This window comes from Posidoniimonas corsicana (genome assembly GCF_007859765.1).
GTDB classification, from domain to species: Bacteria; Planctomycetota; Planctomycetia; order Pirellulales; family Lacipirellulaceae; genus Posidoniimonas; species Posidoniimonas corsicana.
Genome location: NZ_SIHJ01000003.1, coordinates 153,958 through 176,286, shown reverse-complemented (window position 1 = coordinate 176,286; position 22,329 = coordinate 153,958). Strand labels below are relative to the sequence as shown.

Below are 22,329 nucleotides of genomic sequence, written 5' to 3'. Positions count from 1 at the left end.
CATTGTCCGGCATGCGGGCGCGGATAGCAACTTTGGGAGCGTGGGCGGGGCGGACAACCCGGCGGGGGCTACTTCCAGCCGCTGTAGAACTGGCCGGTGTCGCCGAAGCGGGCGCGGAACCCGGTGGCGGGCACGCCGCCCGCGCCGCCGGTCGTGGGCGTCTGGTACGAGGCCCGCTGCACCTGGCGCTGCAGCCCCTGCAGCTCGCGCTGCTGGGTGCGGTTGGTTTCGATCTGCTTCTGCATGGGCCGCACGAAGGTGTAGTAGTTGGGCAGCGAGTCCTCCTGCTCCTCGCGGAACAGGTTGAGGTACGGGCTGATAGGCGGGTCGGTCGCGACGCCGGAGTTGGCGTAGGGCTTGGCGCCGGCGCCGATCGCCTGGCCGCCCTGCGGGATGAACCGCGGCCGGCGGGGCATCTGGTCGAGGGTGTGCCGCGCGGCGGCGCCCCCGCCGTAGTAGTTGAGCGTGTTGTTGGCGCCGGACGTGAGCTTCGGCGGCTCGGGCGCGGGCGCCGGCGTGGGCAGCGCCTGGCGGGCGGCCTGGTTGACGGTGGCCTTCTCCGAGAGCGGCGAGCTGGGCCGCGAGAAGGTCTCGACCAGGTAGGCGTCGCTCCCCAGGTACCGGCGCAGCGAGTAGGCGTCGCCGCCGCGTTGGGCAAACGCGGTCGAGGCCGACGAGAGCAGCAGCGCGGAGAGGATGGCCACAGCGGCGGTCGGGGTTCGCATAGCAGGCTTTCGCTGGAGGAGGCGTCGCGGCACGGGGCCGCCCATTCGACACAATCGTCAAACCCGCCCAGCCGACTTGCGTGAAATCAGTCGGACCCGGCCGGCGCCAGCAGCGCCTGCACGGCCTGCAGCGCCGCGGCGTAATCGCCCCGCTGGGCCGCGGCGAGCGCGCGGGCGAGCTGCTCGGCGTGCGCGGCGGTGACCGGCAGCGCCGCGCCGGGCTCGGGCGGGTGCGGCACGAGCGAGCGGGCGATGGCGGCGAGAAGATCATCAACGCCCTGCCCCGTGGCGGCAGAGGTTGATAGCGAGCCGGCGGGCGCCGGCGCCAGGTCCTGCTTGTTCCAGACCACCAGCCGCCGCGTGGCGGGCGCGTCGGCCGGGATGGCGGACGGCGCGTCGGGCTGGGCGGCGTCGCGGATGTCGAGGATCAGGTCGGCCTGCTGGAGCATCTGCCGCGCCAGCTCGACGCCGGCCGCCTCGGTCGGGTCGTCCGCCGCGCGGAGGCCGGCCGTGTCGCTCAGCGAGACCGGCCAGCCCTCGATCGCCGCCGCCGCGGTCAGCACGTCGCGGGTGGTGCCGGGCTGGTCGAACACGATCGCGCGGGAGTAGCCCAGCAGCGCGTTGATCAGGCTGCTCTTGCCCACGTTCGGCGCGCCGGCCAGCACGACCCGCCACGGCGAGGTGAGCCGCTGGCCGAGCTCCGCCCGGTCGAGCAGCTGGCGCAGCTGGTCGACGCCGCCGCCGGCGGAGAGCGAATCGGCGATCTCGCGGAGGGCGCGTTCCAGCGCGCCCTCCGCCTGGTCGAGCAGCACGCCGACGGCGCGTTCGGTCAGCGCATGCCGCAGCGCGAGCTGCGCGTCGAGCGTCACGGCCGCGGCGCCCGGCGGCGCGTGTTCCGGCCGGGCGGGCTGCTGCACGCACCCCTGGGCGACCAGATCCCGCACCACGGCCCGCACCGCGGCGGCGCCGCCGTGGCAGTGGACCTCGACCGCCGGGTCGGGCGAGCCGCGGCGGACGACCACCACCTCCTCGCCCGACGCGTCGCGCCAGCGGCCGAAGCGGATGGCGCCGGGAGGCTGCTGGGCGAGCGGCCGACCGGACGCGGCGAGGAAACAGGCGTCGACCGCGTCGACCGCGCCGGGGCCGGTGACCTGCACCACGGCCACGGCCCCGCGGCCCTCGGCGGTCTGCACGCTGACGGCGGTCTGCGCGCTCATGGCGGGCTTCCCGCTCACGACGGGCTTCTCGCTCATGGCTGCTGGGCGGCGAGCGACTCGGCGGCAATCGCCACGCCGGACAGGACCAGGTTCGGCAGGTACCGCACGGTGCAGTCGGGCTCGGCGAGCAGCCGCGCGACCGACGGCGCGGCGCCGCCGGTGAGGTACAGCTGCGGCGGCACGGTCAGGCGGTCGCGCTGCCGCGCGACCACCTCGCGGATCGCGCCGACGGCGCCCCAGAACAGCCCCGCGCGGAGCGCGGCGTCGGTGGTCTTGCCGACCGCGTCGGGCGAGTGCTCGAGCTGCTGCATCGCCACGTCCGGCAGCGCGTCGGTCTGGTCGTGCAGCGCGCGGCTGGCCATGCGGATGCCGGGCAGGATGGCGCCGCCCTCGAACGCTCCGTCGGCCGCGATCAGGTCGATGGTGATCGCGGTGCCGAGGTCGATCACGATGGCCGGCGCGTCGGCGCGGCGGAGCCGGTTGGCCGCGACGCCGGCCAGCAGGCGGTCGACGCCGACCCGCTCGGGCTGCTCGACGCGGACCTCGATCGGCAGCTGCCGGCCAACCAGCGGCTTGCAGCGATCCAGCCCGCAGGCCCGCAGCGCCTCGAGCGTCGACTGGCCCGCGCTGCGGTGCACCGAGGCGACCAGCGCCGCCGCGCCGGCGTACGGGCCGAGCCACTCGCGGAGCGCGTTGTAGCTGGTGGGCTCGCCCTCGATGTGGGTGAAATCGAAGGTGTCGACCGGCTCGGGCAGCGGCGGCCCGGCGATCGGCAGCGGCGCGGCCAGGGCCGCCTGCTCGCACTCGACGGGGCGTTCGAACAGCCCGAGCTTTACCCGGCTGTTCCCAACGTCCACAGCGATCAGTCGTTCGGCGTCTGGCATCCCGCCAGGATAACCGTGCCCAGCGGCAAGCGGCAGGTGGTTTGTGGGTGTTGCCCGGTGTTTGAGGCCCTCCCCGCAGCCCCGCCGGCGGGCCCCAACTTGACGCCCCCGCTCCATCAGCTAGACTTTGAGGCTGGCGGGTCCCCTGGGGCCCGCCGCATGTTTTGGGCCCGTGGCGGAATAGGCAGACGCGCATGCTTGAGGGGCATGTGCCCGCAAGGGCGTGCTGGTTCGACTCCAGTCGGGCCCACTCTTCGATCACCGAAGGGTCGACCGCCGGAGAGCTCCCCGCAAGGGGGTTCTCCGGCGGTCGTTTTTTATGCGCCCCGCCCCAACCAGCGGCCCGCTGACGCGACTCGTTCTCGGCCGCCCGGCCGGCGGATTCTGGCGCCGCGATACTGAGTCTCAGCCGCCGCCGATCGGGCCGCGAAAACCGCTCCGCCAACGCCCGCTATGCTCTGGGCGGTCGCTCCGGGTCCTGGTACCCTCAAAGCAGGCGGGTGATTCCGCCGGCAGTTTCTTGCTCCGCTTCACCACCTACTCTGCCACAGCGCAGGCCACGGACTCGCCGCTATGAAAGAACTCTCCCAGGTCATGCAGGACGCCATCAACGAGCAGATCAAGAACGAGCTCAGCTCGTCCTACAGCTACTTGGCGATGTCCGCCTACCTTGAGCACGAGCAGTTCCTCGGCTGCGCCGCGTGGATGCGGGCGCAGAGCGTCGAAGAGAACGCCCACGCGATGCGGCTGTACGAGTTCCTCACCGCCCGCGGCAGCCGCGTGGTGCTGCAGGCGCTCGCCCAGCCCCGCAAGGATTACGAGGGCATCCCGCAGGTGTTCGAGGCCGCGCTCGAGCAGGAGCGGACCGTCACCGGGCAGATCGACCGGCTGTTTGAGCTGGCGATCGAGCAGAAGGCGTTCGCCGCGCTGGTCGAGCTCGAGTGGTTCGTCAAGGAGCAGGTCGAGGAGGAGAAGTCCCTCCGCGACATCGTGCACAAGTTCAACCTGGTGAAAGACGACCCGTCGTCGCTGTTGGACCTGGACCGCGAGCTGGGCGCGCGTGGCCCCGGCGATGAGGGTGCGGCCGAGTAGCCGCCGGGCTGCCGCAGCGGCATGAAGCGTCGCGGCGCCACCGCGGACTACAGCCGGTTGGGGCGGAAGATCGGCGGGGCTTGGCCCGCCGGCTGTTGGCCGACGCGGTTAGCTGCGTTTGTCGTCTTCGCCGGTTTCGAGCACCGCCAGGAACGCCTTCTGCGGGATGTCGACCTGGCCGATCGACTTCATCCGCTTCTTGCCTTCCTTCTGCTTCTCCCACAGCTTTCGCTTGCGGCTGATGTCGCCGCCGTAGCACTTGGCCGTGACGTTCTTGCGCATCGCGCTGATGGTCTCGCGGGCGATGATGCGGGTGCCGATGGCGGCCTGCAGCGCCACCTCGAACATGTGCCGCGGGATCTCCTTGCGGAGCTTCTTGATGATCGCGCGTCCGCGGGTGTCGGCGTCGCGGCGGTCGCACACAATCGACAGCGCGTCGACCCGCTCGCCCTTGACCAGGATGTCCATACGGACCAGGTCGCCCTCCTCGTAGCCGCGGAGCTCGTAGTCCATGGTGCCGTAGCCCTTGGTCGTGCTCTTCAGCTTGTCGTGCATGTCGTACACCACCTCGGCCAGCGCGATGTCGTACACCAGCATCACGCGGGTGGGGCTGAGGTACTCCTGCCGCACGAAGATGCCCCGCCGGTCGGCGCACAGCTTCATGATGCCGCCAACGTACTCGGCCGGCATGACGAAGCTCACGCGGACGATCGGCTGCTCGAAGACCTCGATGTCGCCCATCTCCGGCACGCGGGTGGGCGTGTGGACCTCCAGCAGCTCGCCGTTCTTCTTGGTGATCTTGTAGGTGACGTTCGGCGCGGTCTGCACCAGGTCGATGTCGGCCTCCTGCTCCAGCCGCTGCTGCACGATCTCCATGTGCAGCAGCCCCAGGAAGCCGCAGCGGAAACCGAATCCCAAGGCGTCGGACGTTTCCGGCTCGAACACGAAGCTCGGGTCATTCACCTGCAGCTTGCTGAGCGCCTCGCGCAGCTGCTCGAAGTCCTGCCCGTCCGACGGGTACAGGCCGCAGAACACCATCCGCTTGGGCTGCTCGTAGCCCGGCAGCGGCTTGGCCTGCTCGCCGCGGGCGGAGGTGACGGTGTCGCCGATGTGGACGTTGCCCAGCGACTTGATGTTGCAGACCATGTAGCCCACCTGCCCCGCCGACAGGCACTCGGCGGCGGTCCGCTTGGGCGTCTTCTGGCCGAGCTCGACCACCTCGTGCTCGGTGCCCGCCTGCAGGAACTTAATGCGGTCGCCGCGGCGCACCACGCCGTTCATCACGCGGACAAAGATGATCGCGCCGCGGAACTCGTCGTACACGCTGTCGAACACCATCGCCTGCAGCGGCGCGGCGGGGTCGCCGGTTGGCGGCGGGATCCGCTCGATCACCGCGTCGATCACCGCCTGGCAGTTGAGCCCGGTCTTCGCGCTGCAGCCGATCGCCTCGCTGGCGTCCAGGCCGAGCGTCTGCTCGATCTCCTCCTTCACCTCGTCCGGCCGCGCGTGGACCAGGTCGATCTTGTTCAGAACCGGCACGATCTCCAGGTCGTGCTCGATCGCGTTGTACGCGTTGGCCACGGTCTGGGCCTCCACGCCCTGGAACGCGTCCACCAACAGCAGCGCCCCCTCGCAGCAGGTGAGCGACCGCGACACCTCGTACTGGAAGTCGACGTGGCCCGGCGTGTCGATCAGGTTCAGCTCGTACTCCTGACCGTTGTGCATCGTCCGCATCGAGACCGAGTTGGCCTTGATCGTGATGCCCCGCTGCCGCTCCAGCTCCATGTCGTCCAGCAGCTGCTCCTTCATCTCGCGCAGCGTGACCGTGCCGGTCACCTCCAGCAGCCGGTCGGCCAGCGTGCTCTTGCCGTGGTCGATGTGCGCGACGATTGAGAAGTTGCGGATGTACCGCGGGTCGGCCAGCTTGCCGGAGGGCTTCTTCTTGGGCGCGGGCTGAGGCGTGGATTCAGTCGGGGCAGACGCCATAAGGGCAAGCAGCGGGGGAGGTTAGGGAGGGGCGTTCGCGAAGCTAAGCGACAACCCCTCATTGTCGCCTGTGCCGGCCAACTACGGAAGGGCGCTGCGGGCTACCCCCGTGGCCGACCGATTCTCCGGGGCCTCCAACAGTCGGGTGCGCTCGGCTAGGCCCGTAGTGGCTGCCCGCACACCGCTGCGCTTTTGAAGTCTTGTCGTTCGATCGCCGACGCGATCAAGTGCGACAAAACCACGCCCGAGCCGGCCCCACTGTTCGCCGCAACCCGTTTCAGAACAGCGACTTGCGACGCCCGAGAGCGACCTACTCCAGCAGCTTTTGTCGCACTCCCTAGCGAAACTTCGACAGAATCCTCTGCCAATCTGCCGCCGAAGTTGCCCGGACACCTGCCGAAGATTCCTCGGGAGCACCGCCAGCCATGCTTGTATTGGATGCGACGAAGTGCCGGCGCCTTCTAAAAAATGGTCCGTTCCTTAGGAACCTCGGGCCGATGTGAATCGCCGTGGTCGCTGCGATATCCTTTGATCGGGGTGGCGCTGGTCGACCACGCCAACTCTCCTCCGTCACTTCCTCGGTAGGAACCCCCTCTCATGCTTCCAGTTGAGCTGCAGCGCCGGGTTGGGTATCTCGATCTGATGTCCGGCATGGCGTACCCCCGTTCAGTGAGCGCCTGGCACGCCGCCGACGAGGAAAGCAACGGCTGGGTGGTCCGCGACCGGCTGACCGCTCCGGTGTTGATTGGGGAGAATGACAAACTCTTGATCGATGGGGGTTGTCTTGAGAGGATTAGCGCGCCTGATGGTGGGCTCGTGCACATCAACGGCGATCTGGCGACCGATCTTGAGATTGGCGGACACCACGAGCTGATTATCCGCGGCGACATTATCGCTGACTGCACGGTGCTCGCGTCAGGGTTTCACCATGTCTACGTGGGCGGATCGGTGGCCGGCACGATCCGTGTCGACGACTCTTCCAAGCTGTGGATTGACGGCGACTTTACCGGGGCGATGACTACCGGGCATCCGACGAGTCGCATCGATGTCGCGGGCGACTTCTCCGCGATCATCCGACCAACCAGGCAGGCGTCGCTCCTATACCTCTCAGTAGGCGGCTTCTCGGAGCATCAACGGATCTGCGAGATTGCCGACCTGGGGTACACCGAGTTCAATGCGTCTATCGGTGCGAGCGACACCGCGCCCGGCTACTACCCGCTCGATTGGTCCCAGAGACGCACCGACAAAGGCATGAGCCACGCCCGCTGGTGCGTGCAGCGCGACTCGCGAGCAGAGTAGCGTAGTGTGAAGTGGAGGACGCTAATCCGTCCGGCCTCCTGCCAGAGAGATAACGGGAGCTAGAAGCTGTCGCCACTGGCGAAGTCAAACAGTGGCTGTGCGGCAAGGCCTTGTCAGGCCAACGGCCACTACGATAACCAGGAATGCGGACCCAGGCTCAGGAACCGCCCCCGCGTCGACAGCCGCGCCGTTGTAATTGTCCCGCCACACGGTGTAGTCGGCGGCGTCCACCACGCCGTCGAAGTTGCCGTCGGCCGCTAGGAACTGGCCGGTCTGGCCGTAGGCGTCGCGCCACGCGGAGTAGTCCTGGGCGTCGACATCGCCGTCGAAGTCGTAGTCGCCGCCGACGGACAGCACCAGCGAGTACTCACCCTGCTCGCCGTGGTAGCCGTCGAACGCGTAGTCGCCATAGCCGGAGACCCCAAACACCAGCTCGCCATTCTCCGGCACCACGCCGGACAGCCGGGAGTAAAGATTGAGCGGCGAGCTGCTGATGTCGTCGTTCGTGGCGATCTCCGAACCCGTCTCGTCGAACCAGCCAAGGTAGGTGTCAACCGAAGAGAAGGGGTCGAGCGGGCTCGGCTCGGTGTTGACGGTGAAGCTCTGTCCCGGGGTCAGTCCGACGAAGCGGAAAAAGTCGACATCGTTCGGAAACGCATTGTTGACCATAACGTCGTAGGTCCCGCCGTCCCACCCCTCGTCGGACTCGAAGTACGAGTCGACCAAGCCCTCCTCGAGGTAGCCGTCGTACTCGAAGAAGTCGAGGAACTCGCCCTCCGAATCGTAGATCGCCACCTCGGTGCGGTAGTCGCCAAACTGACTGTGGGCGCCCTCGAGGCTCTCGTCCGGCGCGCCGGTGACGCTGAAGTCGATCTCGCCGCCAGGGTTGATCGGCACGCCGAACAACGCGGGGGCGAACCCGTCGCCGAGGAAGCTGCTGTCGTCGTCGGTCTGGGTGAGCTGGCCCGACTCGTCGAACACGCCGAGGAACAGGTCCGGGTAGAACCCTTCGGACGGCAGCTCGAACGAGTCGTCGACGGAGGTCTGGCCGACGCTGAGCACCTCGGCTTCGAAGAAGGAATCGCCCGCGTCGGCAGAGACGACGCCGGCGGGCAGACAGCAGGCAACGACGCTCAGGAAAGCCAAGTGGGACCGGGTCATGCGGGGCATCCTTCTGGGTGAGTACCCCGGCGATGATAACCGCGGCTTCGCGCCCATCCTAGCACTGGTCGCCATTCAACCAGTCTGCGCCCCCACCGCGATGAACTGCTCGGCGGGCGCCGGCGTGGACCACGGCGGCCAACCCCGCCAGCAGCAGCCCGCACCCCGCCGGCTCGGGCGCGGCCGCGCCACGGCGTGGCCTGATCTGCAGGTGGTCACGCCAAAGTGTGAAGTCCGCCGCGTTCACCACGCCGTCGCCGTTGCCGTCCGCGCCGGCGCCCGGGGCGTCCGCCTGCAGTCCAAAGCTGCCGCGCCACACCGCGTAGTCGGCGGCGTCGACACGGCCGTCCTGATTGTAGTCGCCTGGCTGCGCGCTCGTCAGCAGCGTCTGGATCGCCACGTCGGGACCCAGGGTAGAAGGCAGGTACAGGAACGCAGACGTGCCATCGGCAAAGGTCGTGCCCAGGGCGACGTCACGATCCGCAATAAGGTACGGCACGCCAAGTGTGAGTTGCGGGGTGATGTCCTCGCCACCGAGTTGGAACCGCACGCCTGCGAAAGTAAGCACCCCCGATTCAAGCACGTAGCTGTTCGCCCGCCCACCGGCGAGCAACGCCTCGCCCCCGGCGAGCCGGAGATGGATGACCTCGCCGCCCGCGACGTTCAGGCTACTCTCATCATTCAGGACGATGTTGTTGATCTGGGCGTCGTCACTGACCTCAACCACGGTCGTCCCACGGGCGTCCACTTGCTCGATGCGCCCGCCGGTTGTGGTGACAAAACTGTCGTACGCGACGAAGTCGGGCCTCACCTGCCCGCCGGAGACGACCACCGTGCTGCTGTCCACCGCGGTCATGCCGTTCTCGATCACACCGTCGGTGAGGATCACCGTCGCGCCGCGCACGTCGAAGTACTGTCCGATGGTTCCGTCGGTAATGGTCACTGAGCTGCCCGGGTACGCGTCGGCGTACTCGCCGATCCGCCCGCCGGCCAGCAGCACGGCGGCCCCGTCGGCCTCGAGGTTGTCGCCGATCGTGCCCCCCGCGACGGTTACCGCGCTGCCCGGGCCGGCGTTGAAGTTGCTCGGCAACGACTGGCCGGAGGCAGCCATCGCGACCTGCCCCGCCCGCACCGAGCGGGGAGGCGCTTGACCGGTCGCGGCCTCCGCCTGGGTCAACCCCTCGATCACGCCGGGCTGGGCGACGGGCACGGGCGTCAGCTGCAGCGTGAGTGCATTGGCCGCGAAGAAGTCGCCGTTCTGCCCGTTGGTGGTGGCGGTTGGCTCGCCGGGCTGACCGGCGCCGCGGCGGCCGAACGGCGACCGGTCTCCGCGCGAGAACAGGAAGGGGGCGCCGTCGGCGAGGACGCCGGTCAGGATGTCGTCCTCGTCCAGGCTCAAGGTTGTTTGGTCGCCAGCGGCCGAGAGTCCCGTCAGCGGCTCACCGTTGAGGCGGAAACCGCCGCCCAGCAGCAGGGTCGATCCACCGGCCTCGGTTTCAAAGTTGTCGCCGATCGATCCGCCCGACACGGCGGCCGATCCGCCGCCCAGCACATTGGCGAACATTCCCAGCGCGCCGCCTGACATCTCGAGCGATCCGCCCCCCTCGACCCGCAGTCCCAAGCCGACCACACCCCCTTCAAGCCGCAACTTTGCGCCGCCGCGGATGTTGGGAGACTGGCCCACCGTGCCGCTCATAACCCGCAGCTCGGCGCCAGACTCGGCGGTCAACCACCGGCCGACTTGCCCCCCCGCGACGGTCACCTGCGCACCGACCGCCTGAAACCAGTCGTCCACCTGGCCTCCGGTGATGCTCACCATGCTGCCGCGGAAGGCCTGAAACCGCTGGCCTACCGCGCCGCCCGCGATCTCGAATGTGCTGCCGGGCAGCGCGTCGGCGTCGCTGGCAAGGAAGCCCTCGCTTAGGGTGACGCGGGTGGCGGCGGCCTCGAGGTTGGGGTCAACCCGGCCGCCGTTGATGCGGAGCTCTCCCCCACCGGCGTGGAAGTCGCTGGGCAGCCGGCCGCCGGCTGCGACCGTGAGCGTCTGCCCGGTGCGTAGCGAGGGCGGCGCGGCGTCGGCGCCGGCGCCGGTGACCGTCGCCTCGGTCCAGGCAACCGCGGGAAGCGTCGTGGTCTGCAGCCGCAGCACAGAGTCAAGCTGGTCGCCGTCCCGTGGGGACAGCGCGAACGGCGTGCCGTCGCTGAGGATCCCGGTTAACGCGGAGTCTGGGCTGACCGACACCGCGCCGGCGACCGGCTGCCCGTCGAGCATAAACTCGCCCCCGGTGATCGACGCCGCGACGTCCGGTTCGATATGCACCCGGTCACTCAGAGCGCCGCCCGAAAGCCGGAAGTCGGCGCCGCTGCGGACGTACATCTGCGTTGAGAACTTGCCGCCGCTCAGCAGGAGCCGACCTCCCTGCTTCACCTCGAGGTTGATCCCGATATGACCGCCCGCGATCGAGACAACGCTTCCCGCGTACGCGGTAAAGCCCGAGCCAACGGCGCCGCCGGTGATGCTGACCGTGCTGCCCGCGAACGCGTCGGCGTCATTGCTCAACTGTCCGGACGAAACAATGAGATGCCCCCCGGTCAGCTCGAGGTTGCGGTTGATCATGCCGCCGGCGAGCACGACCGCGCCGCCATCGCCCGCATTGAACGAGTGCCGCAGGGACTGCCCTTCCGCCACCAGCATCACCTGCCCCGCACGCACCCCTAGCAGCCCCGAGTCGGGCGTGTACACGCCCGGGACCGCCTGGGCGGGCTGGGCGGCGTGGAGCGTGAGCGCGTCGCCGAAGTGGTCGCCGTCGCCCGAAGTGAACGCGAACGGCACGCCGTCGGCGAGCACGCCCGTGAGCACCGCGCCGTCCGGCACGTTAAACGTAGCCGAAGCGCCCGGGGAGTTAAGGCCACGTATCAGCTCGCCATCCAGCCGGAATCCCGAGCCGTACAGGTTGGTGGCGCCATCCAACGCGATCAGTTGGTCGTCAATCGAGCCGCCCGAGATATTGAGGACGCCGCCGAGGTTGCGCAGCCGCGCCCCGACCAGGGCGCCGGACAGCTCCAACAAGCCGCCGGGCAGCACGCTTGCGTCGACGCCTACCTCGCCGCCCGCCAGGATCGCTTCACCGCCCACCTCCAGCCGGGCGCCGACCTCGCCGCCGGTGACGTTCAGCCTGCCGCCCGATTGGATGGCGGCCCGGTCGGCTACGGCGCCGCCGCGTAGGTTGATGAGGCTGCCCGAATGCGCAACGAGGTTAACCGCGTCGGCGGTCGCCAGGATGTTGGACGTGCTGCCGGCGTGCGCGTGCAGCATGAACGCGACCACGCCGCCGTGCTGGTTGAACTCGATGTTGTGGCTGGTCCCGTCTTCGGCGCCGAGCACCAGCGGGCTGAAGATGATCCCGTTGTCGTGGAGGTTGACCTGCGTGTCCGAGTCAACCTGGCCGAGCGAACGCACCGCGTCGATGTCGATAACGGTCGCGAATCCGGACGGGTCGGACTGCGCCCAGGCGGCCGCTGAGGGTGCGACCGCCGACAGGAAAAAGAGCAGGGAGCGAAGAGACTGCATGCCGTGTGCTCCGGCGGAGCGGCCGCTGACTATCGCCCCTGGGATGGCGGCCGCTCTGCGGAGTGTATCACGCGGCCCGCCGCAGCACAAACCACACGCTGCGCACGAAAAAAGCCCCCGGCTGACGCCGGGGGCTTGGGGGATTTCGTGTTGTGCGGTCGGTCGCCGGGCTAGGCGGGCTGCAGCTCCTTCTTGCGCTCCTCAACGATTTCCGTCTGGATGCTGGACGGCACGGGGGCGTACTTGGCGAACTCCATGGAGAACGTGCCCTGGCCCTGCGTCTGGCTGCGGAGGTCGTTGGAGTAGCCGAAGGTCTCGGCGAGCGGCACCTCGGCGATAATGATCGTGACGCCGTTGTTGGTGTCGGTCTCGACGATCATGCCGCGCTTCGAGCTGACCTGGCCGACAACCGAGCCCTGGAACTCTTCCGGGCACTCGATCTCCATCTTCATGATCGGCTCGAGCAGCATCGGCTTCATCCGGCCGAAGTGCTCGCGGAAGCACTCGCGGGCGGTGAGCTTGAACGCCATGTCGGACGAGTCGACGTCGTGGAACGTTCCGTCCTTCAGCTCGACGGCCAGTCCGACCACCGGGTAGCCGGCGAGCGGGCCCTTCTCCATCATCTCCTCGAAGCCCTTCTTGACCGCGGGGATGTACTCCTTGGGGATGCGGCCGCCGGTGACCTGGTCCTCAAAGTAGAACTCGCCCTCCTGGCCGGCCTCGGCCATCTTCTCGCGGTCCTCGTCGCTCATCGGACGCATCACGCCGACAATGTGACCGTACTGGCCGGAACCGCCGGACTGCTTCTTCCGCTTGTGGTCGAACTCGTAGGCCTGCTGGCCGGACTCGCGGTAGCTCACCTTCGGGGCGCCGACCTCTGTGTCGACTCCGTACTCGCGGCGGATCCGCTCGACGTACACCTCGAGGTGCAGCTCGCCCATGCCGGCGATGATGGTCTCGTTGGTCTCCTCGTCGGTGAAGACGTGGAACGTCGGGTCCTCCTTGCGGAACCGCTGGAGGGCCTTGCTGAGCTTGTCGGAGTTGTCCCGGCTGTGCGGGTTGATGGACATCTTGATCACCGGGTCGGCGACAAAGATGTTCTCCAGCGTGCAGTAGTTGGGCTCGTCGCAGTAGGTGTCGCCCGAGGCGCAGTCGATGCCCATAATCGCGACGATGTCGCCGGCCTCGGCCTTGTCGACCTCCTCACGCTTGTCGGAGTGCATCTTGACGATGCGGCTGAACCGTTCCTTGCGGCCGGTGCGCTGGTTGAAGTACGTGCCGCCCTTCTCGATCTTGCCCTGGTAGATGCGGGTGTAGGTGAGCTGGCCGTACTCGTCGTCGGTGATCTTGAAGCCCATCGCCACCAGCGGCTTCTTGGCGTCCGACTCCAGCACCATCTTCTTCTCGGTCTGCGGGTCCATGCCCGTGTTCTCTACCTCCGGGGGCGAAGGCAGGTAGCGGGTGATGGCGTCGAGCAGGGGCTGCACGCCCTTGTTCTTGTAGGCCGAGCCCAGGAACACCGGGCAGAACTCCTGCTCGATGACCGCGTGGCGGGTGATGTCGTGGATCAGCTCCTCGCTGACCTCTTCTTCGCCCAGCAGCTTCTCCATGAGCTCGTCGCTGTACATGGAGAGCTCCTCGAGCATGTTGGCGCGGGCCGAGGCGGCCTCGTCCTGCAGCTCGGCCGGGATCTCCTCGGAGCGGACGATCTCGCCGTTGTCGCCGTCGAAGTAGTAGGCCTTCATCGTGATCAGGTCGATCACGCCCTGGAACTTGTCTTCCTTGCCGATGGGGATCTGCATCAGCACGGCGTGCGCGCCCAGCTTGTTGCGGACCTGCTTCACCACGTTGTTCGGGTTGGCGCCGGTGCGGTCCATCTTGTTGATGAACGCCAAGCGGGGAACGTGGTAGCGCTTCATCTGCCGGTCGACCGTCATCGACTGCGACTGCACGCCGCTCACGCTGCACAGCACCAGGATGGCGCCGTCCAGCACGCGGAGCGAACGCTCCACCTCGACCGTGAAGTCGACGTGGCCCGGGGTGTCGATCAGGTTGATGTCGTAGCCGTGCCAGTTGAGGTACGTGGCCGCCGAGGCGATCGTGATGCCGCGTTCCTTCTCCAGCTCCATGTTGTCCATCACGGCGCCGTCGCCGCCGCCACGGACGTCTTCGATCTTGTGGATGCGGCCCGAGTAGAACAGGATCCGCTCGCTCAGCGTGGTCTTACCGCTGTCGATGTGGGCCGAGATGCCGATGTTGCGAACGTTCTTCAGGTTCATGATCGTTGCCTTGCGATGGATTCCTCGTCCTGCGGTCCGGGGGCGGAAACGCGGGCGGGGCGCGATCGGTTCGTTGTTAGCGATCGCGGTGGTCTGGGGAGGCGGCCGCTGCCGGTGGGCGGGCCAAGCGGGGCGGCGACCTCCGGCGGCGCCGCGGCCGGCCGCCTAACGCGGGGCGCACTTAGCCGCGTCGGTCGACGCCAGCGAAGCCTGTATCATACTCGACAGCGGGCCCGCGGCTAGGGATTATGACGGGAATCCCTAACGAAGGGCCGACTCTGCCGCGCCGAGTAGAGTAGAGTCTTATCGGCTTTTCACCTAGACCGCTTCGGCCAATTCGCGCCGGCGGCGGCCCCGCGGAACGCCGCGGTGGAGGACTGCCCGGCCGCCGCCAAGACCACCTAAACCTCTATCCAGCATCACCTTAATGCCAGAGTCCGACAATCAGCCCCGCCCCGATGCTAGCAGCTGGGGCTGGTTCTCCCGCTACCCGGTGCTGCCGTTTGTGCTGCCGCTGGCCGTGTTCATGCTGCTGGCCACCTTCGAGCCCTCGGCCCCCGACGCGGAAGCCGGGCCCGAGGCCCAGGCGGCCGCCGAGGCGGACAACTGGTTTGGTCTGACCTTCGCCCAGTACCCGATCGCCTACACCGTGCGGCTGGTGCTGGGCTTCGCAACGCTGGCGCTCTGCTGGCGGCCAATCATCAGTCAGTTCCCGCTGCGGGTCTCGCCGCTGTCGGTCGTGGTGGGGGTGGTGGGCGTGGTGCTGTGGGTGGCCATCTGCTGGGTCGACCTGGAAGGCCACCTTGTCCAGCTGCTCGGCGAGAAGAACCCGCTGATCATGCTGCTTGGCCTCGGTCCCCGGCCGGCGTTCAACCCGTTCGAGGAACTGGCCGGCAGGTCGCCCGCGTACATCTGGGGTTTCCTAGTGATCCGCTTCATCGGGCTGGCGGTGCTGGTGCCGATCATCGAGGAGCTGATGCTCCGCGGGTGGCTGATGCGCCATCTTGAGACCGATGGCTACCACCCCGAGTTCTGGCAGGTGGCGTTCGGCAAGGCGAGCGCGATGACCATCGTCATCGGCACCGCGTTCCCGATGCTGTACCACCCCGAGAAGCTGGCCTCGCTGGTCTGGTTCTCGCTGGTCACCTGGCTGATGATCCGCACGAAGAACTTCTGGGACTGCGTCATGGCCCACGCGGTGACCAACTTCCTGCTGGGCGTGTGGGTCGTGACGATGGGCGATTGGCGGCTCTGGTAAGCCCCGCCGCGGTGAGTGGGCGACCGGCCGCGGGCGACTAACCCGTATGCCCGACCTCCGCAGCCCACGCTTGATGTACCTGAAGGCGGCGATGTTCGTTGCGATCGGCGTGTTGGCGTCGGTACTGCTGCTGCTCGATTCGCCGACCCTCCGCACGGCATCGCTGCTCGCGCTGGCGGTGTGGGCGTTCTGCCGCGCCTACTACTTCGCCTTCTATGTGGTGCAGCACTACATCGACGACCGCTACCGGTTCGCCGGGCTGTGGTCGTTCGTGGCGTACCTGCGCCGCCGCAACAGGTAGCGCCTTCCGCGAGCGCAACAAAAAAGGGCGGGGGGCCCGCAGGCCGCCCGCCCGGTTGGTCATCAAGTCTGCGCGAGTCGGCCTAGCCGCGACGGCGACGCCCGCCGAACAGGGCGAGCGAGCCCAGCAGCGTCAGCGCCGCGGGCTCGGGCACGACGCCCAAGCCTGCCGACGGGGCCGGCGCGGCGAGGACGCTGCCGTAGTTGCCCGTCCAGATCGCGTAGTCGGCGGCGTCGATCACGCCATCGTTGTTAGAGTTGCCGAAGAAGATGGCGTCGTCGCCGCCCAGGTTGTCGCGCCACACGGTGTAGTCGGCGGCGTCGACGACGCCGTCGCCGTTGAAGTCGCCGGCCAGCGCTCCGATGGCCGAAGCCACGATGAGCGTCAGCGCCGGACCCGATGTGTCCGTCACCAGCACCGTGCCGGGCGCGGTCGCCACTAAGGACTGGATAGTCGTGCCGGTGAAGTTCGCCGTGCCGAGCACCGTGATCAGGTCAATGGCGTCGCCCACGGTGAGCGGGCCCATCGCGTTGCCGAGGATCTCGATGGTCGCGATCCCGCCGGCGCTAAAGTCGCCGTCGCCCTCGACCACCAGGTGCGAGTACCCGTCCACGGTGAAGTCCTCGACGTACAGCCGCAGCGTGCCACCGAGCGGCGCGAGCGAGTCGGGGTCGCCGAGGAAGAAATCGCCCGCGACGTGCACGTCGCCGGTCGACACGATGTTCAGATCGCCGACGCCGGAGTACGCGGGCCGGGTGGTCGTGCCGTCGTCGAGGCCGCCCAGGAACATGGCGCCCGAATTGTCGGAAAGCGTGATCGTGCCGTCGTTCGTGACCGTGTCCTCGAACGTGACGTACGAGCCGTTGCTGATGCTGATGGCGCCGCCGGGCTCGGAGTTCGTGGCGTCCCAGGCGTTCATCACCCGTCCGGTGACCAGGTTGTCGCCGCCGGTGAACGCGACCTCGCCGGCGTTCCACAGGCCGGTGCGGAAGCGGAGGTTCGCCTCGTGGGCGACAATCTTGCCCGGGTCGGTGATCTCGCCCGCGTTGTAGAACACGTGCGGGTCACGGATAGCGAGCGACGCGAAGATCGCCGCGTCGAGCGACGTGTCGTACTCGTGGATGTACTCAAAGTCGGCCCGTCCGCTCACCTGGTCGCCGATCACCTCGATCACGCCGTGGTTGCCGCCAACCAGCATCTCCGGGGCGTCGGGCGCGAGGTCGGTAGCGTTGATCGTGGCGAGCACCCTCAGCGACTGGCCTGCGCCAACACGCACCTGGCCGAGCAGGCGGTTCTCGAAGGTTGCAACCTCCAGCACGTTGTCGCTGGCCGAGTGGCCACCCTCGATGCCGGTCCCGTCGTGGGTGGCCTGGATGACGCCGTCGTTGACCAGCTGGTCCTGCACGGTGACCCGGCCGCCGCGGAAGTCGAGCGTGCCAAGCCGGCCGATGCGGAGGTCGGCGTCGTGGTCGGTGGTCGGGTTGTTTTCGTCGGTGTAGCGGTGGACTCGGACCAAGCCGTTGTTGCGGACCGACAGGTAGCCACGTCCCAGCTCCTCGGAGATGTACTGGGGGTTGAGGGCGTCGTTGAACTCGCCGATCGCCAGCGCGCCGCCCTCGGTCCGCATGCCCTGCGGCAGCTCGTCGTCCTCGAACGCGGTGATCATGATGTTCCAGAGCGAGCCGTCGCCGTCGACGATCACGCGGCCGGAGCCCTGCAGGTCGCGGAGGCTGTTGTCGAAGGCTTGATCGGTGAGCTCGTCGCTGCCGTCCGAACGGGTAACGCCGATCGCGGCGCCGTAGAACGCGTCGACGTGGCCGCCGTCGCTGATGGTCATCGACCCGTCGCCGTAGGCGCCGATGATCATCTGGTGAATCTCGTTGTTGTCGAACTCATCCCGGTTGATGACCGTCGCGTTCGGGTTCAGGCCGCCGTACGCCGCCAGGTACGACCCCAGGCCAGTCACCTCAACGTGGCCGGTGGAGTCCGGCGCGAAGCCGACAATCACGGCGTCCTGAATCTCGGCGCGGCCGCCGGCGGCGATGTACAGCTCTCCCGATCCGGTCAGGCCGATGTAGGCGTCAAAGCCTACGGAGTCCGGCCGCGTGTTCTCGGTCGGGAACAAGGTTTGTTCAGGGTTGTTGGTGTCGTAGATGTCCTGGTACTGACTCGGGATCACCTTCGGGTGGTTGTTGTAGAACGTCTGAAAGTCCTCGATCCGCAGCACACCGTAGCCGGATACCGGGGACAGCGGGTCGATGCCGTTCTCGATCACTCCGTCTCCCGGGCCCACACGGGGCGACGACGGGTCGACCTCGTTCTCCGACCCTCCCAGCACGATGTGCTGGAAGTTGAGGAAGCCCGCCTGGGAGAGACGCACGGAGCCGAACGCGCCTTCGCCGATCGTCACGTTCCGGTCCCGCTCCCAGCCCACCTGAGTATCGGTCTCGGGGAGGAACGTGTTGACGAAGCCGTACAGGCCTTCCAGGTCAGCCGTGAACGGGTTGTCCGATGGGTACACCTGCCCAGCAACAGCGATCTGCGCCCGCACCGGCGCGACCAGCACGCCAGATACAAGCAGCGCGGCGGCTGCGTACAGATAAAGACAACGGAACGCACGGTGCGTGATCATAAGTGGTTCGTCTCCAGGGCGGTTAGCCCGGTGGTGTGCCGGCACGCAGCGCGGTCAGTCCGCGCGACGCCCCCGGCGTGCCCCTGCAGGTGGGTCTCGGTTCCGATAAACGGCAGTTCTGTTCCGTAGCAGCCGGGTGGTCGCTCGTGCGGCCGCCTCAGCGTCGGGACGCGACGCCACCGTGGCCCTTCGGTGGGTGGAGCGGGCCCGCGGCCCGGCGAGATAAGCAACCGCCGCGCTGTCCTGGGGCCAAACAGCCCTGGGGCAATGCGGCGGGCACGACGCGCACTCTCGGCGGCGCGGCGGCTATCGCGGCGGGTCGGGACTGCCCGTCCATGCGTCCTTCTTCCCTATCTTCCCTAGGGATCAGCCGTTATGTCAACTGTTTTGCGGCCCCCGGGCCGCGACAGAACGCCTGAATATGAGGGTCGTGCGGCGTCGCCGACAGGTTTGCCCCTCAATCACCTGCCCACGACAGGCTCCAGCAGCAGAGCGCCTACCCGCTGGCCGGCGGCGTAGGCCGGCTCCTGGGCGGGCAGGTCCAGCAGCGCGTTGGCCGCCGCTAGCCCCTTCAGATCGGCCGAGCCCCGCCAGGCGACCGGCCGCGCGGCCCACCGGCCGTTCTCGTACGCCGCCTGGGCCGGCAGGAAGGTGCGCCGGTCGCCCTTCACCGTGACCTGTTCCGCCAGTTCGGCGTCGACGCAGGGCAGCCCGCCGAACGGCCCGCCCGCCAACCGGCTCAAGAGCGGCCGCACGAACAGCTGGAAGCAGACGAATCCGCTCACCGGGTTGCCGGGCAGCCCAAACACCAGCGTCTGCCGGCCCGAGGGCCGCCGCCACACGCCGAACCAGAGCGGCTTGCCCGGCTTCACCGCAACCTTGTGGAAGACCTGCTCGACGCCGAGACCGGCGAGCACGCCCGGCGCGAGGTCGCGTTTGCCGGCCGACACGCCGCCAGAGAGCACCAGCACGTCGGCCGCGCCGCCGGCTGTGATCCGCTCGGTCAGCGAGTCGGCGTTGTCGCGCGCCACGCCGAGTGGGACCAGGCGGGCGGCGGCCTGGGTGACCAGCGCGTGCAGCATGGGGCCGTTGGAGTTGCGGATTTGCCCCGCCGCGGGGACCTCGTGCGCCTCGACCAACTCATCTCCCGTGGCGAGCACCGCCACGGTGGGGGCGGGCGTCACGCTGGGCGTCGCGACGCCGATCTCGGCGAGCACCGCCAACTGGGCGGCGGTGATCAGGGCGCCGGCCGGGAGGATCGACTCGCCCCGGGCGAACACCTCGCCGCGGCGCATCACGTGCTTGCCGGCGGGCGGCGCGGGCCTGGTAAGGCGGACGGTCGACTCGTTGATCAGCTCGGTTAGCTCAACCGGCACGACGGCCGCGGCGCCGACGGGGACCGGGGCGCCGGTCATGATGCGGGTCGCTTCGCCGAGACTGACAGTATTGGTAGGCACACCGCCGGCCAGCACCTCGTCGATGACGCGCAGCTCGCGCTGCGGCTCGTCAGCCACCACGGCGTAGCCGTCCATCATCGCCTTGTCGTGCGGCGGCGAGTCGACGTCGCTCACCGCGTCGGCGGCCAGCCGGAGGCCGAGCGACTGGTCGAGCGGCGCACGTGCGGGGGATAGCGGCGCAGCGTGCTGCTCGATGAGCCGCAGCGCGTCGTCGACAGTCAGCAGCTCACCCGCCACGGCACGCAGCCCTCAACGGCCCGGAACTAGATAGACAGGAACCGCTTCAGCAGATCCGACCCGCTGTGCGTCAGGAAGCTCTCGGGGTGGAACTGCACGCCAAACAGCGGGTGCTCGCGGTGCTCGATCGCCATGATCTCGCGGCGGCCGTCCGGCTCGTTCGCCCAGGCGGTCACGACCAGCTCGTCGGGCAGGGTGTCGGGCTGGATCACCAGGCTGTGGTAGCGGGTCGCCTGGAACGGGTCGTCTAGGTCCTCCAGCAACCGGCCGCCGTCGTGGTAGATCAGGTCGGTCTTGCCGTGCATCAGGTTCTTCGCCCGGACAATCTTTGCGCCGAACGCCTGGCCGATCGACTGGTGCCCCAAGCAGACGCCCAGCACGGGCAGCCTGCCGGTCAGCCGCTCGATGCACTCGACCGAGATGCCCGCCTCGCTGGGGGTGCAGGGCCCGGGCGACACAATCACCCGCTCGGGCTTGAGGTCGATGATCTCGTCGACCGTGATCTGGTCGTTGCGTTCGACGCGGATATCGGCCGCCGGGTCGATCTCCCCCAGCCGCTGCACCAGGTTGTAGGTGAAGGAGTCGTAGTTATCGACGATCAGGATCATGCGAGCAGAGCGCAGAAAGCGTACCAGGATGCGAAAGCGAATTCGTGGGCCCCGCACTCGCGTCCGATACCCGGAACCCGTCTGCTAGATATACCACATCGGCGAGCCGAGTTCCGCCGCCCGACCGGCCAGGTCCTCCAGCGTGACCTCCCGCAGCTGGTCCTGCCAGCGGCAGCGGGCGTCGTCGAGCTCGTCGACCAGGACCTGGGCCAGCGGCGTGGGGTTCGCCAGGTTGCTGCGTAGCGGGTCGTCGCCGTCCATGGCGCAGAGCACGTCGCACAGCGAGATCTCGCCCGGCGCCCGCGACAGCCGGTAGCCGCCGCACGCGCCGCGGGTGCTGGTCACCAGCCCGGCCCGCCGCAGCTCTTGCAGGATCTGCACCAGGAACCCGTCCGGGATCGGCTGCTGCTCGGCGAGCGCCCGCATCGAAGCCGGCTGCCCCAGCGCGTAGCCCTCGGCCAGCTGGACCAGCGCCAGCAGCGCGTACTCGGTCTTGGCGTTGAGCTTCATGGCGGTTGGGGGCTGGAAGGCGCTAGGCGCTGAATTCTCTGCTTAGACTTGTCTTGATGACCCGGCGGCGCGGTACACAGCTACCGCCCAGACCGTTCCGACCAGCGACTAGATGCCGCTGCCGTCGGTCTCAAGGCTGTGCAGGCCGCACTCGGTCTTGGCGGTGCCGGACCAGCGGCCGGCTCGTTCGTCGGCGTCGCCGTCGAGGACCTTCTGCGTGCAGGGGAAGCAGCCGATGCTGGGGTAGCCCTGGTCGTGCAGCGGGTTGTACGGCACGTCGGCCTTGAAGATCCGGTTCCAGACGTCCTTCTTCGTCGAGTTGGCCAGCGGGCTGATTTTCACCAGGCCGAACTTCTTGTCCCACCCCACGATGGCCGCCTGCGCGCGGTCGGCGCTCTGGTCGCGGCGGATGCCGCTCATCCAGGCGGTGCGCCCCTCCACGCCGCGGTACAGCAGCTTGATCTTGCGGTCCATGCAGCACTGGTTCGGGTTGGTCTTGTAGAGCGGGCCGCCGTGCTTGGCCTCGTACTCGGGCACCGTCAGCTCCGGCTTGAGCAGGTCGACCTCGATGCCGTACTTGCGGGCGATGCGGTCACGGGTGTCGAGCGTCTCGAGGAACTGGTAGCCGGTGTCCAGGTTGAACACGTAGGTCTGCGGCGCAATGTCGGCCAGCATCGACAAGATCACGCACCCCTCGGGGCCGAAGGCGGTGGCCATAGTCAGCCCTTCGCCGAACTCGTCGGCCGCCCAGCGGATGATCTCCTCCGGGGTGGCGTCCTCAAGCTCCTGGCTCTTGGCGGCCAGGTAGTCGAGAAACTCGGCCGAGGGCGCCTCGCCCTTGGCGGGCGGGGCGGGCTTGGCGGCTTTAGTGCTGGTAGCGGGGCGCTGCTGCGGCGCGGTGTCGTGGACGGTGCTCATGGCGGGGCAGTCGGTGGGGAGGAACGCCCGGTGGTGGTCACCAGACCATTCCGCGGGCGGGGAGCGCCGGCGAAACATCCGCCGACTGCGAATCCTATGTGCGTTGGTTAGCATTGTCAACTATCGGGCCGCAGCGGCCCACCGCTCGCTCGGAAAACCCGAAAAACCAGGAGAAAACGACGCTTCTTGCCGCC

The 22,329-nt window shown here is 68.4% G+C and carries 16 protein-coding genes and 1 tRNA gene; 5 read left to right on the top strand and 12 right to left on the bottom strand.

What is annotated here, in order from left to right; all coding sequences use genetic code 11:
- Positions 1-68: 68 nt before the first annotated feature.
- The 3 genes from KOR34_RS20105 to KOR34_RS20095 all read right to left on the bottom strand — a co-directional run bounded on the left by KOR34_RS20105 (position 69) and on the right by KOR34_RS20095 (position 2,826).
- Complete coding sequence (locus KOR34_RS20105; RefSeq protein ID WP_146567575.1) at positions 69-725, bottom strand: hypothetical protein; 657 nt, start codon at positions 723-725, stop codon at positions 69-71.
- An 86-nt stretch (positions 726-811) separates the two neighbouring features.
- Complete coding sequence (locus KOR34_RS20100; protein WP_146567573.1) at positions 812-1,978, bottom strand: GTPase; 1,167 nt, start codon at positions 1,976-1,978, stop codon at positions 812-814.
- On the bottom strand, positions 1,975-2,826 hold the full coding sequence (locus tag KOR34_RS20095) for a type III pantothenate kinase (RefSeq protein ID WP_197531617.1): 852 nt from the start codon (positions 2,824-2,826) through the stop codon (positions 1,975-1,977). Before KOR34_RS20095 ends, KOR34_RS20100 begins: the two co-directional genes overlap by 4 nt.
- A 166-nt stretch (positions 2,827-2,992) precedes the next feature.
- On the opposite strand from KOR34_RS20095, the gene KOR34_RS20090 reads away from it, so the two are divergent.
- Positions 2,993-3,076: transfer RNA gene (locus KOR34_RS20090), tRNA-Leu, on the top strand.
- A gap of 323 nt (positions 3,077-3,399) precedes the next feature.
- Positions 3,400-3,918: a ferritin gene (locus KOR34_RS20085; protein WP_146567569.1), complete on the top strand. Its 519-nt coding sequence runs from the start codon at positions 3,400-3,402 to the stop codon at positions 3,916-3,918.
- A gap of 108 nt (positions 3,919-4,026) precedes the next feature.
- Here KOR34_RS20085 and lepA read toward each other — a convergent pair whose 3' ends face one another.
- Positions 4,027-5,904: a translation elongation factor 4 gene (gene lepA, locus KOR34_RS20080; RefSeq protein WP_146567567.1), complete on the bottom strand. Its 1,878-nt coding sequence runs from the start codon at positions 5,902-5,904 to the stop codon at positions 4,027-4,029.
- Between the two features lie 597 nt (positions 5,905-6,501).
- Here lepA and KOR34_RS20075 point away from each other — a divergent pair.
- Positions 6,502-7,203, top strand: coding sequence for a hypothetical protein (locus KOR34_RS20075; RefSeq protein WP_146567565.1), 702 nt, complete (start codon positions 6,502-6,504; stop codon positions 7,201-7,203).
- Positions 7,204-7,287: 84 nt separating this feature from the next.
- Here the strand turns inward: KOR34_RS20075 and KOR34_RS20070 are convergent, their stop codons facing one another.
- The 3 genes from KOR34_RS20070 to fusA all read right to left on the bottom strand — a co-directional run bounded on the left by KOR34_RS20070 (position 7,288) and on the right by fusA (position 14,214).
- Positions 7,288-8,364, bottom strand: coding sequence for a hypothetical protein (locus KOR34_RS20070; protein ID WP_146567563.1), 1,077 nt, complete (start codon positions 8,362-8,364; stop codon positions 7,288-7,290).
- A 58-nt stretch (positions 8,365-8,422) separates the two neighbouring features.
- Entirely contained in the window at positions 8,423-11,935 is a 3,513-nt protein-coding gene (locus KOR34_RS20065) for a dockerin type I domain-containing protein (RefSeq protein ID WP_146567561.1), read from the bottom strand.
- 170 nt (positions 11,936-12,105) lie between these two features.
- On the bottom strand, positions 12,106-14,214 hold the full coding sequence (gene fusA / locus KOR34_RS20060) for an elongation factor G (protein ID WP_146567559.1): 2,109 nt from the start codon (positions 14,212-14,214) through the stop codon (positions 12,106-12,108).
- Positions 14,215-14,641: 427 nt separating this feature from the next.
- Between fusA and KOR34_RS20055 the strand changes: the two genes are divergently transcribed.
- Complete coding sequence (locus tag KOR34_RS20055) at positions 14,642-15,472, top strand: CAAX prenyl protease-related protein (protein ID WP_146567557.1); 831 nt, start codon at positions 14,642-14,644, stop codon at positions 15,470-15,472.
- Between the two features lie 46 nt (positions 15,473-15,518).
- Positions 15,519-15,773 carry a hypothetical protein gene (locus KOR34_RS20050; RefSeq protein WP_146567555.1) on the top strand — a complete coding sequence of 85 codons (255 nt, stop codon included), beginning with the start codon at positions 15,519-15,521 and terminating at the stop codon, positions 15,771-15,773.
- A gap of 82 nt (positions 15,774-15,855) precedes the next feature.
- On the opposite strand, the gene KOR34_RS20045 is transcribed toward KOR34_RS20050, so the two are convergent.
- The 5 genes from KOR34_RS20045 to KOR34_RS20025 form a co-directional block, all read right to left on the bottom strand.
- Complete coding sequence (locus KOR34_RS20045; protein ID WP_146567553.1) at positions 15,856-18,405, bottom strand: hypothetical protein; 2,550 nt, start codon at positions 18,403-18,405, stop codon at positions 15,856-15,858.
- Between the two features lie 461 nt (positions 18,406-18,866).
- Positions 18,867-20,099, bottom strand: coding sequence for a molybdopterin molybdotransferase MoeA (locus KOR34_RS20040; protein ID WP_146567551.1), 1,233 nt, complete (start codon positions 20,097-20,099; stop codon positions 18,867-18,869).
- Positions 20,100-20,125: 26 nt separating this feature from the next.
- Positions 20,126-20,707: an anthranilate synthase component II gene (locus KOR34_RS20035; RefSeq protein WP_146567549.1), complete on the bottom strand. Its 582-nt coding sequence runs from the start codon at positions 20,705-20,707 to the stop codon at positions 20,126-20,128.
- An 84-nt stretch (positions 20,708-20,791) separates the two neighbouring features.
- Positions 20,792-21,217: an RrF2 family transcriptional regulator gene (locus KOR34_RS20030; protein WP_146567547.1), complete on the bottom strand. Its 426-nt coding sequence runs from the start codon at positions 21,215-21,217 to the stop codon at positions 20,792-20,794.
- Between the two features lie 108 nt (positions 21,218-21,325).
- Positions 21,326-22,135 carry a phosphoadenylyl-sulfate reductase gene (locus KOR34_RS20025; RefSeq protein WP_146567545.1) on the bottom strand — a complete coding sequence of 270 codons (810 nt, stop codon included), beginning with the start codon at positions 22,133-22,135 and terminating at the stop codon, positions 21,326-21,328.
- Between the last annotated feature and the right edge of the window lie 194 nt (positions 22,136-22,329).

Excerpts from the sequence above, each read along its gene's own strand:
- KOR34_RS20035 (WP_146567549.1), bottom strand. The coding sequence starts at position 20,707 with ATGATCCTGATCGTCGATAACTACGACTCCTTCACCTACAACCTGGTG.
- KOR34_RS20105 (WP_146567575.1), bottom strand. The coding sequence starts at position 725 with ATGCGAACCCCGACCGCCGCTGTGGCCATCCTCTCCGCGCTGCTGCTC.
- KOR34_RS20055 (WP_146567557.1), top strand. The coding sequence starts at position 14,642 with ATGCCAGAGTCCGACAATCAGCCCCGCCCCGATGCTAGCAGCTGGGGC.
- KOR34_RS20050 (WP_146567555.1), top strand. The coding sequence starts at position 15,519 with ATGCCCGACCTCCGCAGCCCACGCTTGATGTACCTGAAGGCGGCGATG.
- KOR34_RS20065 (WP_146567561.1), bottom strand. The coding sequence starts at position 11,935 with ATGCAGTCTCTTCGCTCCCTGCTCTTTTTCCTGTCGGCGGTCGCACCC.
- KOR34_RS20045 (WP_146567553.1), bottom strand. The coding sequence starts at position 18,405 with ATGATCACGCACCGTGCGTTCCGTTGTCTTTATCTGTACGCAGCCGCC.
- KOR34_RS20095 (WP_197531617.1), bottom strand. The coding sequence starts at position 2,826 with ATGCCAGACGCCGAACGACTGATCGCTGTGGACGTTGGGAACAGCCGG.
- KOR34_RS20075 (WP_146567565.1), top strand. The coding sequence starts at position 6,502 with ATGCTTCCAGTTGAGCTGCAGCGCCGGGTTGGGTATCTCGATCTGATG.
- fusA (WP_146567559.1), bottom strand. The coding sequence starts at position 14,214 with ATGAACCTGAAGAACGTTCGCAACATCGGCATCTCGGCCCACATCGAC.
- lepA (WP_146567567.1), bottom strand. The coding sequence starts at position 5,904 with ATGGCGTCTGCCCCGACTGAATCCACGCCTCAGCCCGCGCCCAAGAAG.
- KOR34_RS20030 (WP_146567547.1), bottom strand. The coding sequence starts at position 21,217 with ATGAAGCTCAACGCCAAGACCGAGTACGCGCTGCTGGCGCTGGTCCAG.
- KOR34_RS20025 (WP_146567545.1), bottom strand. The coding sequence starts at position 22,135 with ATGAGCACCGTCCACGACACCGCGCCGCAGCAGCGCCCCGCTACCAGC.
- KOR34_RS20070 (WP_146567563.1), bottom strand. The coding sequence starts at position 8,364 with ATGACCCGGTCCCACTTGGCTTTCCTGAGCGTCGTTGCCTGCTGTCTG.
- KOR34_RS20085 (WP_146567569.1), top strand. The coding sequence starts at position 3,400 with ATGAAAGAACTCTCCCAGGTCATGCAGGACGCCATCAACGAGCAGATC.
- KOR34_RS20100 (WP_146567573.1), bottom strand. The coding sequence starts at position 1,978 with ATGAGCGAGAAGCCCGTCGTGAGCGGGAAGCCCGCCATGAGCGCGCAG.